The following is an 11093-nucleotide window of genomic DNA, read 5'->3' on the forward strand; positions in this document are numbered from 1 at the left end:
TACGCCGCCGCCCCGGCCCGTACGGCCCGTTCCGCTTCCCGGGCGCACCGCACCACCTGGAGTACGGACATGACCAGCACCACCGCCAAGGCACCGACGGACGGCGAGCCCGCCCTCGCCGAGGTCGAGCTGCTCATCGGCGGGATGACCTGCGCCTCCTGCGCGGCCCGCGTCGAGAAGAAGCTCAACCGCATGGACGGCGTCACGGCCACGGTGAACTACGCGACCGAGAAGGCCCGCGTCACCTACCCGGCGGGCACCGAGGTCGCCGATCTGATCGCCACCGTGGTGAAGACCGGGTACACCGCCGAGGAGCCCGCGCCGCCGCGGGAGGAGGAGGCCGCGGCCGAGGAGACGGATCCCGAGCTGTCGGCGCTGCGCCGCCGTCTCGTCGTCTCCGCCGCCCTCGCCGTCCCGGTGATCCTGCTGGCGATGGTCCCGGCGGTGCAGTTCGACAACTGGCAGTGGCTCTCCCTCACCCTCGCCGCCCCGGTCGTCGTCTGGGGCGGACTGCCCTTCCACCGCGCGGCGTGGACGAACGCCCGGCACGGCGCCGCCACCATGGACACGCTGGTCTCCCTGGGCACGCTGGCCGCGTTCGGCTGGTCCCTGTGGGCGCTGTTCCTCGGTGACGCGGGCATGCCGGGCATGCGGCACCCCTTCGAGTTCACCGTCTCGCGCGGGGACGGCGCCTCCTCGATCTACCTGGAGGTCGCCTCCGGCGTCACCGCCTTCATCCTGCTCGGCCGCTACCTGGAGGCCCGCTCCAAGCGCCGCGCGGGAGCGGCCCTCAAGGCGCTCATGGACCTGGGCGCCAAGGAGGTCGCCGTCCTCCGCGACGGCCGCGAGGTGCTGATCCCGGCGCAGCGGCTGGCCGTCGGCGACCGGTTCGTCGTCCGGCCCGGCGAGAAGATCGCCACCGACGGCACGGTCGTCGAGGGGACCTCCGCGGTGGACGCCTCGATGCTGACCGGCGAGTCGGTGCCGGTGGACGTGGCGGCCGGGGACACGGTCACGGGCGCGACGGTCAACGCGGGCGGCCGGCTCGTCGTCGAGGCCACCCGGGTCGGCGCCGACACGCAGCTCGCGCGGATGGCGAAGCTGGTGGAGGACGCGCAGAACGGCAAGGCCGAGGTGCAGCGGCTCGCCGACCGGATCTCCGGGATCTTCGTGCCGGTCGTGCTGCTGATCGCCGCCGCCACGGCCGGGGTGTGGCTCGGGCTGACCGGCGACGGCGTCGCCGCGTTCACCGCGGCCGTCGCGGTGCTGATCATCGCCTGCCCGTGCGCGCTGGGCCTGGCCACGCCGACCGCGCTGCTGGTCGGCACGGGCCGGGGCGCCCAGCTCGGCATCCTCATCAAGGGCCCGGAGGTCCTGGAGTCCACGCGCCGGATCGACACGGTCGTCCTGGACAAGACCGGCACGGTCACCACCGGCCGGATGACCCTCCAGGAGGTCCACCTCGCCGAGGGGGCCGACGAGAAGGAGGTGCTGCGGCTCGCGGGCGCCGTCGAGCACGCCTCCGAGCACCCCGTGGCCCGGGCGATCGCCCTGGGCGCCGAGGAGAGGGCCGGGCAGCTCCCGGAGGTCGAGGAGTTCCGGAACGTCCCCGGGCGGGGCGTACGCGGGCGCGTGGAGGGCCGTGAGGTCGCCGTGGGGCGGCTCTTCGACGTCGTACCGCCGGAGCTGGCCCGCGCGCGGGACGCGGCCGAGCGGGCCGGGCGCACGGCGGTGCCGGTCGGCTGGGACGGGACGGCGCGGGCCGTGCTGACCGTGGCGGACGCGGTGAAGGAGACCAGCGCCGAGGCGGTGCGCGAGCTGCGCGCGCTGGGGCTCACGCCGGTGCTGCTGACCGGGGACAACCGGGCGGTGGCCGAGGCGGTGGCCGCCGCCGTGGGGATCGACCGGGTGGTGGCGGAGGTCCTGCCCGAGGACAAGGTGGACGCCGTACGGCGGCTGCAGGCCGAGGGCCGGGTCGTCGCCATGGTGGGCGACGGCGTCAACGACGCGGCCGCGCTGGCCACCGCCGACCTGGGCCTGGCCCTGGGCACCGGCACGGACGCGGCGATCGAGGCGGGCGATCTGACGCTGGTGCGCGGGGACCTGCGGGTGGCCGCGGACGCGATCCGGCTGTCCCGCCGGACGCTGGCCACGATCAAGGGCAACCTCGTGTGGGCCTTCGGCTACAACGTGGCGGCGCTGCCCCTGGCCGCCGCGGGGCTGCTGAACCCGATGATCGCGGGGGCCGCGATGGCCTTCTCGTCCGTTTTCGTCGTCACGAACAGCCTGCGACTGCGGACATTCCGGTGAAGTACCCCGAATTCGCCCTAAGTTCGCGGCGAACGTGATTTGAGCCCCTCTGGAGTCCCGGGCCCGGCTCACATAAGCTCTTCACAAGGCTCGCGCATCATCCTTACGCTTGAGTCCGGATGGCATATCCGGGCTCTTGCGCATCTAACGGACATACGCAAGAGACGCAGATCACAGTGATGTGAACGTAACCATTCAAGGGGTTCGAAGGTCTAAGTTGACGATGTCAGGGAGCGTCTTGGGGGGCGCCACCTGGCATCTGGAGATGTCTTGGGGGACCTCTCCAGAGATGCGTTGCCGGGGCACGTACGCCGGGAAGCTTTGAGCGGCCCTCCCGGGCGTGCGCTGTCCCGGCAGATCGCACACCCAGCAGTACGGCGAGTTCTGCTCGTTGTGCTCACACAGCGATTCAGGCGCTGTCCTCACAGACGCCCGGCCGGATCCCGTGGGGGGAATCCGAACCGGGACTGGGAAGGCGCCCTGGTCGTCGGCCCGTGGGGGGACCGGCGCTCCAGGGCGCCTTCTTTTTTCGCCGCCCGCTCCTTTCGCCGTCCGCTCCGCACACGCGAAAGCCCCCGCACCCGGCGACCGGATACGGGGGCCCGAAGCGGTACCGCGGCTCAGCGCTCCTCGACGGGAACGAAGTCGCGCTCGACCACGCCCGTGTAGATCTGGCGCGGGCGGCCGATGCGGGAGCCCGGCTCCTTGATCATCTCGTGCCACTGGGCGATCCAGCCCGGCAGCCGGCCGAGGGCGAACAGGACCGTGAACATCTCGGTCGGGAAGCCCATGGCCCGGTAGATCAGGCCCGTGTAGAAGTCGACGTTCGGGTAGAGGCTGCGCGAGACGAAGTAGTCGTCGGAGAGCGCGTGCTCCTCCAGCTTCAGGGCGATGTCCAGCAGCTCGTCGGACTTGCCGAGCGCGGAGAGGACGTCGTGCGCGGCGGCCTTGATGATCTTGGCGCGCGGGTCGAAGTTCTTGTAGACCCGGTGGCCGAAGCCCATCAGGCGGACGCCGTCCTCCTTGTTCTTCACCTTGCGGATGAAGGAGTCCACGTCGCCGCCGGAGTCGCGGATGCCCTCCAGCATCTCCAGCACGGACTGGTTGGCGCCGCCGTGCAGCGGGCCCCACAGGGCGTTGATGCCGGCGGAGATCGAGGCGAACATGTTCGCCTGCGAGGAGCCGACCAGGCGGACCGTGGAGGTCGAGCAGTTCTGCTCGTGGTCCGCGTGCAGGATCAGCAGCTTGTCGAGCGCGGAGACCACGACCGGGTCGAGCTCGTACTCCTGCGCGGGGACCGAGAAGGTCATGCGGAGGAAGTTCTCGACGTAGCCGAGGTCGTTGCGCGGGTAGACGAACGGGTGACCGATCGACTTCTTGTACGCGTACGCCGCGATCGTCGGGAGCTTGGCGAGCAGGCGGATGGTGGAGAGGTTGCGCTGGCGCTCGTCGAACGGGTTGTGGCTGTCCTGGTAGAACGTGGACAGCGCCGAGACGACCGAGGACAGCATGGCCATCGGGTGGGCGTCCCGCGGGAAGCCCTTGTAGAAGTTCTTGACGTCCTCGTGCAGCAGGGTGTGCTGCGTGATGTCGTTCTTGAACGCCGAGAGCTGGTCGACCGTCGGCAGCTCGCCGTTGATCAGCAGGTAGGCGACCTCCAGGAAGGTGGAGCGCTCGGCCAGCTGCTCGATCGGGTAGCCGCGGTACCGCAGGATCCCCGCTTCGCCGTCCAGGTAGGTAATGGCGGATTTGTACGCGGCGGTGTTGCCGTAACCGCTGTCCAGCGTCACCAGACCGGTCTGGGCGCGGAGCTTTCCGATGTCGAAGCCCTTGTCACCGACGGTGCTGTCGATCACCGGGTAGGTGTACTCGCCGTCGCCGTACCGCAGTACTACAGAGTTGTCGCTCACGTCTTCCCTCACCGACGTTGTGCCTCATCTTCGAGGTGCCCTGACTGTCTCTACCATCCCCCACTTGGCTCAGGAGAGTGCACTCGGGGTCGACCATCGGGCCTACTGACGGCACTGAGTGCCGCCAACTTGCTCATCCTGCCCCCTGTGTTCCCCTTCTGGAAGTGGCTTGTGACCTTCACGACTCATTTGATCGATCATTTTTCGTTGAACCGAGCCGGAAGTCGAGTGCCGTGCACCTCCGGCCCGCCGAAACCGTGCGCACCGCCTGGCCGATCGCCTTGCGGGAACCGACGAGGACGACCAACTGCTTGGCCCGGGTGACGGCCGTGTAGAGCAGGTTCCGCTGGAGCATCATCCAGGCGCCCGTGGTGACCGGGATGACCACCGCCGGGTACTCGCTGCCCTGGGAGCGGTGGATCGTCACGGCGTAGGCGTGGGCCAGCTCGTCGAGCTCGTCGAACTCGTACGGAACCTCCTCGTCCTCGTCCGTCAGCACCGTCAGGCGCTGGTCGACCGGGTCGAGCGAGGTCACCACGCCCACGGTGCCGTTGAAGACCCCGTTCTTGCCCTTCTCGTAATTGTTGCGAATCTGGGTGACCTTGTCGCCGACGCGGAACACCCGTCCGCCGAACCTCTTCTCGGGCACGTCGGGGCGGCCCGGGGTGACGGCCTGCTGGAGCAGGCCGTTCAGGGTGCCCGCGCCCGCCGGGCCCCGGTGCATGGGGGCCAGCACCTGGACGTCCCGGCGGGGGTCCAGCCCGAACTTGGCCGGAATCCGGCGCGCCGCCACGTCCACGGTGAGCCGGCCGGCCGCCTCCGTGTCGTCCTCGACGAAGAGGAAGAAGTCCTTCATGCCGTCGGTGAGCGGGTGTTGGCCGGCGTTGATCCGGTGCGCGTTCGTCACTACGCCCGACTGCTGGGCCTGCCGGAAGACCCGGGTGAGGCGGACGGCGGGGATCGGGCTGCCGTCGGCCAGCAGGTCGCGCAGGACCTCGCCCGCGCCGACGCTGGGCAGCTGGTCCACGTCCCCCACGAACAGCAGGTGCGCTCCCGGTGGGACGGCCTTCACCAGCTTGTTGGCGAGGAGCAGGTCCAGCATGGACGCCTCGTCGACCACCACCAGGTCCGCGTCGAGCGGACGGTCCCGGTCGTAGGCCGCGTCACCGCCGGGCTTCAGCTCCAGCAGCCGGTGGACCGTCGAGGCCTCGGCGCCGGTGAGCTCGGACAGGCGCTTGGCGGCCCGGCCGGTCGGGGCGGCGAGCACGACCTTCGCCTTCCTGGCGCGGGCCAGCTCCACGATCGAGCGGACCGTGAAGGACTTGCCGCAGCCGGGGCCGCCGGTGAGGACGGCGACCTTCTCGGTCAGCGCCAGCTTGACGGCGGCCTCCTGCTCGGGCGCCAGCTCGGTGCCCGTCCGGCCCTTCAGCCAGCCGAGGGCCTTGTCCCAGGCCACCGCCCGGAAGCCCGGCATGCGGTCCTCCTCCGTGCGCAGGAGGCGCAGCAGCTGGGCGGACAGGGAGAGTTCGGCGCGGTGGAAGGGGACGAGGTAGACGGCGGTGACCGGCTCCGAGCCGCCGTCCGGCCCGGGGACCTTCTCGCGTACGACCCCGGGGTCGCCGCCGTCCTCGGGGACCTCGGCCAGTTCCGCGAGGCACTCGATGACGAGCCCGGTGTCGACCTGGAGCAGCTTGACCGCGTCCGCGATCAGCCGCTCCTCGGGGAGGTAGCAGTTGCCCTGGTCGGTCGCCTGCGACAGGGCGTACTGCAGGCCCGCCTTGACCCGCTCCGGGCTGTCGTGCGGGATGCCCACGCTCTGGGCGATCTTGTCGGCGGTGAGGAAGCCGATGCCCCAGACGTCGGCGGCGAGCCGGTAGGGCTGGTTCTTCACGACGGAGATGGAGGCGTCGCCGTACTTCTTGTAGATGCGCACGGCGATGGACGTGGACACCTCGACCGTCTGGAGGAAGAGCATGACCTCCTTGATGGCCTTCTGCTCCTCCCATGCGTCGGCGATCTTCTTGGTCCGCTTGGGGCCGAGGCCGGGGACCTCGATGAGCCGCTTGGGCTCCTCCTCGATGATCTTCAGGGTGTCCATGCCGAAGTGCTGGGTGATGCGGTCGGCGAAGACGGGGCCGATGCCCTTCACCAGACCCGAGCCGAGGTAGCGGCGGATGCCCTGGACGGTGGCCGGCAGGACCGTCGTGTAGTTCTCCACGTGGAACTGCTTGCCGTACTGCGGGTGGGAGCCCCAGCGGCCCTCCATGCGCAGGGACTCGCCGACCTGCGCGCCGAGGAGCGCGCCGACGACCGTGAGGAGGTCGCCCGCGCCTCTGCCGGTGTCGACCCGGGCGACCGTGTAGCCGTTCTCCTCGTTGGCGTATGTGATGCGCTCCAGCACGCCTTCCAGCGTGGCCAGTCGCCGCTCGCCCGCCTGGGAGGCCCCCGCCTGATCGGTCATGATCCGACCGTACCGCCCGGGTACGACAGCGGCGGCGGGCGCGGACCGGAAACGCCTCCGCAGGCCCTGGCATAAAGCGACCGATCAGTATGCGGACAAGGGCTCAGGTTTCACGGCCAATTCACAGGAAAACCGGAAGCTTTACAGTTCAAGAATATGAGCTGCCCCTTTTGTGCTCCTTTCCCGTGGGAGAATCCAGGCGTGAATCACAGGGGGGCGGACCCGATTCCGGAGCGACCGTGATGCCGATGCCTCCCGTTGGCCCCCAGGCCCCTCGACGCGCGTACACCGCGGGAGCGTTGCTCGTCGGCCTGTGCGCCGTCAGCACGTTGACGCTGCTCGTGGTGGCTCCGGGCCTGTCCGGGGACCGCGCGGTCGTGGCACCGGGTCCTTCGGCGCGGCACGAGAACACCCCTGGCAGTCCCCCTTTGAGCCGGATCCCCGAGCCGGAATTCCGCCCCCTTCCGAGCCCGGGGCCGGGCTGATTCGACTCGGCCCGTTTCCTTCTCCCCGGACCCGAATGACGACGAGGAACGATGTCACCCCAGGCCCAGAGCGTCGCCCTGTGGATCTTGTCCCTGGCCATCAACATCACGGCGGCGTGCGCGGGGATCGTGTGGGGCTGGGAGGCCTTCGCGCAGTTCCTGCTGCCGGCGTTCGGGTCGGTGGTGGGGGCGTCGCTGGTCAGTTACAGCTTGCGGCGGTGAGGTGCCCGTGCTTCACGGCGGTGACGAACGCGGTCCAGCAGGGCGGGGAGAGGCGCAGGACCGGACTGTCGGGGGCCTTGCTTTCGCGGACAGGTACGTCAGGAGTGCTGGCCATGCGCGTGTTCCTCCGCTGCCGTCCTGACTCGGCCAGGTCCCCGGTCTTCTGCGACTGTTCGGCCATGACCTGGGGGCCGCCGACTCGCCCCTGAGGACGACTTCGTCGAGGAGCGTCCAGACGACCGGCCTCGACGGATCGTCCAGCAGTCGGCCCCGCCGCGTTCTGATGACAACGGCCTCGTCAAGTTCCTTCGCGGTGCGGTTCGGCCGATAGGCACCGAACACGGCTCGCGCGCCTGCCCGGCAGCCCTGCTCCCCGACGAGCGCCCGCTCCGGGGCGAGGACAACCAACTGGTCCGCCCTTACCTGCGCGTGAGGGCCAGCGCATGAGCGACGGAGCAGATCACCACAACGCGGGCGGGCGGCTGCTGCCGTGGGCGATCCCCGAGGGCCGGCCGTGCTGCCTCGTCGGCGACGGAACCGGCTACGCCTCGCGGCTCGCCGACGAGATCGAGGGCGTTCAACTCGGCATGGCGGGCGAGTTGCTGGGCCATGCCTCCGAACTCCTCGCGGAGCGCCGGGTGACAAGCGTGGAACTGCACCATCTGGCCCGACGGCTGACCGAGTCACTGCGGGACGTCAAGCGGATCGCGGAGAGCAGAAGGGGACTGCTCGTGCGGGGCCCCGGGCATGACCCGGGAGGTGATCGAGGCCCGTGCGCACCGGCGGCACCCTCCTCGCCATGCCCTCTCCGCTGATCAGTTGTGCGTAGGCCCCGCCTCCGCTCCGCCCTCGGCCGAAGCGCCGTCCCGGCCGCGGGTGGGTCAGCCCCCCTTGCTGCGGCGCGCGTACGCCCGAGCCGCCCGTGCCCGGTCGCCGCAACGGGTCGAGCACCACTGGCGGCGGCCGTGGCGGAGCAGGAAGCGGTTGCAGGGCGGGGAGCCGCAGGCGGTGAGGCGTTCGGCGTCGGGGGAGGTGAGCAGGTCGGCGGCGTCGGCGGCGAGCGTGGCCAGGGCCAGGTCGACGATCGCGGTGGTGGGGTGGGGTGCCGTGCGGTAGGGGCCGGTCTCGTCGTCCCAGCGCAGCAGCGGGGCGGTGGGGACCCGGGTCATCGCGTCGTTGATGGCCGAGACGGCTGCGGGGAGGGCGGGCAGCCCTTCGGCGCGGGAGGCGAACAGCGATCTGATCTGTTCGCGCAGCGAGCGCAGTTGGGCCGCGCACATCTCCCGCATACCGGCGTCGACCGGGGCGAGGCCGCGCTCCGTCAGCCAGTGGTTCGCCTGCGCGGGGGTGCCCAGGAGGTCGATCGTGTGTCCGCCGGGCAGCGCCATCGCGGTGTTGGCGAGGGCGAGGGAGGGGTGCTCCTGCTCGCCTTGGGCGGGCGGCGGGGCGGGCTGCTCGGTCACGGACTCCTCCATGCTTCTCATGGTACGGGTTGCCTCCATCCGTGAGAAGCAGCTACGGTCTTCTCACGGTTCAACCACGTCTATCCGTGAGGTGTCTCCGTGTCCTCTCTTCCCGTGACGGCCGACCGCTTCCCCGTCCGCGTCTTCGGCGGCCCGACCGCCCTCTTCGAGTACGGCGGTCTGCGCTTCCTGACCGACCCGACCTTCGACGCTCCCGGCGACTACTTCCGCGACGGCGAGCGGATCCTGACCAAGACCGCGCCCTCCGCCGCCACCCCCGCCGACCTCGGCCCCGTCGACGTCGTGCTGCTCTCCCACGACGAGCACGATGACAACCTCGACACCAGCGGCCGGGCCCTGCTCGCGGGCATACCCCTGACCCTGACCACGCCCGGCGGCGGCAAGCGCCTGGGCGAGAGCCTGGGAGAGCGGGCCAAGGGCCTCGCCGACTGGGAGTCCGTCGAATTGGACCGGCCCGACGGCGGCACGGTCACCGTGACCGGCGTCCCCGCGCTGCACGGCCCCGGCCGCCGCGAGGAGGTCGAGCCGGTCACCGGCCAGGTCGTCGGCTTCGTCCTGACCGGCGAGGGGCTGCCCACCGTCTACGTCAGCGGCGACAACGCCTCCCTCGACGCGGTCCGCGCGATCGCCGACCGTTTCGCCCCCGTCGACACGGCCGTCCTCTTCGCCGGGGCTCCCCGCTTCCCCGTGCTCTTCGACAACCAGGTCCTCGTCCTGGACAGCGCGATGGCCGCCGAGGCCGCCGGGATCCTGGGTGCCCGTCGGGTCGTCCCCGTCCATTACGACAGCTGGGCCCACTTCACCGAAGGCCGCGAGGAACTGGCCGCCGCCTTCACCGCCGCCGGGCTCGCCGACCGGCTGGACTGGGGCAAGGGCGCCTGACCTGACGTCACTTCCGGACGTCACTTCCGCCAGAACAGGTGATGGACCACCCCGCTCGGACTCGGCACCACATCGCAGTGGAAGCGGTCGAGCAGTTCCTCGGGGGACTCCCAGAGCCGTGAGCCGGACCCGATGACCACGCCGGGCGAGACCGCCACGTGCAGCGTGTCCACCAGGTCGGCGTCGAGGAACTCCCGGATGGTGGCCGCCCCGCCGCCGAGCCGGACGTCCTTGCCCCCGGCCGCCTCGCGCGCCCGCTCCAGGACCTCGGCCGGGTCGCCCCCGACGAAGTGGAACGTGGTGTCGGAGAGGGTGAACGAGGGCCGCTCGTAGTGGGTCATGACGAACACCGGCGTGTGGAACGGGGGTTCCTCGCCCCACCAGCCCTTCCACTCGTGGTCCTGCCACGGGCCGCGGTGCGGGCTGAACTTGTTGCGGCCCATGATCTCGGCGCCGATGTTGTGGTGGAAGTCGCGCGTGAGGTAGTCGTCGAGGCCGCGGCTCCCGCCGGGGTCGGTGCGGTTCGGCCAGCTCGCCGTCGCACCGGCCCAGGCGAACATCTGCCCGGGGTCGGCGTGGCCGAACGGCCGCTCCAGGCTCTGGTGCTCCCCGGCACCGAATCCGTCACTCGAGACGTTGAAGTTCTGCACACGCAACAGCTGGGACACAGCGCTCCTCCTGAGATCGACCGGTGCCAGGGGAAGACCGCCCGGGCCGGCGAAACTCATCGGCCCGGGCCCGACGACCGGCCTGGCGGATTTCCCGGGGCAACGGGCCTGGCCCTTTCCCTGGGCAACGGGCCTGGCCATTCCCGGGTCACCGGGCCCGGCGGGTCCCCCCGGCTCACCCGGCCCGGCCGATCCCCCAGCTCACCCGAGCCCGGCCGATCCCCCAGTTCACCCGAGCCCGCCGGTTTCCCCGCTCACCCCGCCTGCGCCACCACGTGGTCGATCACCCGCTGGAAGTCCTCACTCGGCGAGAACTCCACGAACTCGCTGTCCTCCAGGGCCACCGGCACATGGCCCGGCCCCCAGTAGTAGGCCTGCCCCGCCACGTACTCCTCCTCGCCTGCGGCCGTGCGCATCCTGATCCGGCCCTTCAGCAGATAGCCCCAGTGCGGGCACTGGCAGGCGTCGTCGGGCATGCCCTTGAGCGCCGGGCCCATGTCCGTGCCCTGGGGCAGGGTGATGTAGCCCACCGACAGGCCGCCGCCGATCGGCATGATGCGCAGTTCCACTCCGTCGCCTTCGAGGGCGACGGGTACGTCGCTCCGGGTCGCCGCTGTCATGGCTCCTCCGCTCCGGCCCGGCCGGGCCTGGGGAAAACGGCCTCCTCCCTC

General features: G+C 70.9%; 10 protein-coding genes and 1 pseudogene. 4 read left to right on the top strand and 7 right to left on the bottom strand.

Annotated features, from left to right (window positions below; all coding sequences use genetic code 11):
* Nucleotides 1–69 precede the first annotated feature (69 nt).
* Nucleotides 70–2310 carry a heavy metal translocating P-type ATPase gene (locus tag C1703_RS13695; protein ID WP_114252721.1) on the top strand — a complete coding sequence of 747 codons (2241 nt, stop codon included), beginning with the start codon at nt 70–72 and terminating at the stop codon, nt 2308–2310.
* Between the two features lie 620 nt (nt 2311–2930).
* Here C1703_RS13695 and C1703_RS13700 read toward each other — a convergent pair.
* Nucleotides 2931–4220 (bottom strand): citrate synthase, encoded by a 1290-nt coding sequence (locus C1703_RS13700; RefSeq protein WP_114252723.1) that lies wholly within the window; start codon nt 4218–4220, stop codon nt 2931–2933.
* A gap of 178 nt (nt 4221–4398) precedes the next feature.
* Complete coding sequence (locus tag C1703_RS13710; RefSeq protein WP_114252725.1) at nt 4399–6681, bottom strand: ATP-dependent RecD-like DNA helicase; 2283 nt, start codon at nt 6679–6681, stop codon at nt 4399–4401.
* Nucleotides 6682–7217: 536 nt separating this feature from the next.
* Here C1703_RS13710 and C1703_RS38935 point away from each other — a divergent pair.
* A complete protein-coding gene (locus tag C1703_RS38935) occupies nt 7218–7388 on the top strand; it encodes a hypothetical protein (RefSeq protein WP_157993107.1) in 171 nt (56 codons plus the stop codon).
* Here C1703_RS38935 and C1703_RS13715 read toward each other — a convergent pair.
* Both C1703_RS13715 and C1703_RS40295 read right to left on the bottom strand, forming a co-directional pair.
* Nucleotides 7366–7569, bottom strand: a complete 204-nt coding sequence (locus C1703_RS13715; RefSeq protein ID WP_114252727.1) for a DUF397 domain-containing protein — start codon at nt 7567–7569, stop codon at nt 7366–7368. The genes C1703_RS38935 and C1703_RS13715 overlap by 23 nt on opposite strands.
* A gap of 77 nt (nt 7570–7646) precedes the next feature.
* Nucleotides 7647–7730, bottom strand: a pseudogene (locus tag C1703_RS40295) (transcriptional regulator); the annotation flags it as partial.
* 101 nt (nt 7731–7831) lie between these two features.
* On the opposite strand from C1703_RS40295, the gene C1703_RS13720 reads away from it, so the two are divergent.
* Nucleotides 7832–8203, top strand: a complete 372-nt coding sequence (locus tag C1703_RS13720; RefSeq protein ID WP_232840474.1) for a hypothetical protein — start codon at nt 7832–7834, stop codon at nt 8201–8203.
* A gap of 66 nt (nt 8204–8269) precedes the next feature.
* Here C1703_RS13720 and C1703_RS13725 read toward each other — a convergent pair whose 3' ends face one another.
* Entirely contained in the window at nt 8270–8863 is a 594-nt protein-coding gene (locus C1703_RS13725; protein ID WP_114252729.1) for a CGNR zinc finger domain-containing protein, read from the bottom strand.
* An 87-nt stretch (nt 8864–8950) separates the two neighbouring features.
* Between C1703_RS13725 and C1703_RS13730 the strand changes: the two genes are divergently transcribed.
* Nucleotides 8951–9754: an MBL fold metallo-hydrolase gene (locus C1703_RS13730; RefSeq protein ID WP_114252731.1), complete on the top strand. Its 804-nt coding sequence runs from the start codon at nt 8951–8953 to the stop codon at nt 9752–9754.
* Nucleotides 9755–9774: 20 nt separating this feature from the next.
* Here the strand turns inward: C1703_RS13730 and C1703_RS13735 are convergent, their stop codons facing one another.
* Both C1703_RS13735 and C1703_RS13740 read right to left on the bottom strand, forming a co-directional pair.
* Nucleotides 9775–10422, bottom strand: coding sequence for a dihydrofolate reductase family protein (locus C1703_RS13735; RefSeq protein ID WP_114252733.1), 648 nt, complete (start codon nt 10420–10422; stop codon nt 9775–9777).
* A gap of 254 nt (nt 10423–10676) precedes the next feature.
* A complete protein-coding gene (locus tag C1703_RS13740; protein WP_114252735.1) occupies nt 10677–11042 on the bottom strand; it encodes a hypothetical protein in 366 nt (121 codons plus the stop codon).
* Between the last annotated feature and the right edge of the window lie 51 nt (nt 11043–11093).

Origin of the sequence: Streptomyces sp. Go-475, from assembly GCF_003330845.1 — a bacterium.
GTDB lineage: Bacteria > Actinomycetota > Actinomycetes > Streptomycetales > Streptomycetaceae > Streptomyces.

What these genes read in the sequence shown, in the direction of transcription:
- C1703_RS13695 (WP_114252721.1), top strand. Translation starts at nt 70, where the DNA reads ATGACCAGCACCACCGCCAAGGCACCGACGGACGGCGAGCCCGCCCTC.
- C1703_RS13710 (WP_114252725.1), bottom strand. Translation starts at nt 6,681, where the DNA reads ATGACCGATCAGGCGGGGGCCTCCCAGGCGGGCGAGCGGCGACTGGCC.
- C1703_RS38935 (WP_157993107.1), top strand. Translation starts at nt 7,218, where the DNA reads ATGTCACCCCAGGCCCAGAGCGTCGCCCTGTGGATCTTGTCCCTGGCC.
- C1703_RS13715 (WP_114252727.1), bottom strand. Translation starts at nt 7,569, where the DNA reads ATGGCCGAACAGTCGCAGAAGACCGGGGACCTGGCCGAGTCAGGACGG.
- C1703_RS13720 (WP_232840474.1), top strand. Translation starts at nt 7,832, where the DNA reads ATGAGCGACGGAGCAGATCACCACAACGCGGGCGGGCGGCTGCTGCCG.
- C1703_RS13725 (WP_114252729.1), bottom strand. Translation starts at nt 8,863, where the DNA reads ATGGAGGAGTCCGTGACCGAGCAGCCCGCCCCGCCGCCCGCCCAAGGC.
- C1703_RS13740 (WP_114252735.1), bottom strand. Translation starts at nt 11,042, where the DNA reads ATGACAGCGGCGACCCGGAGCGACGTACCCGTCGCCCTCGAAGGCGAC.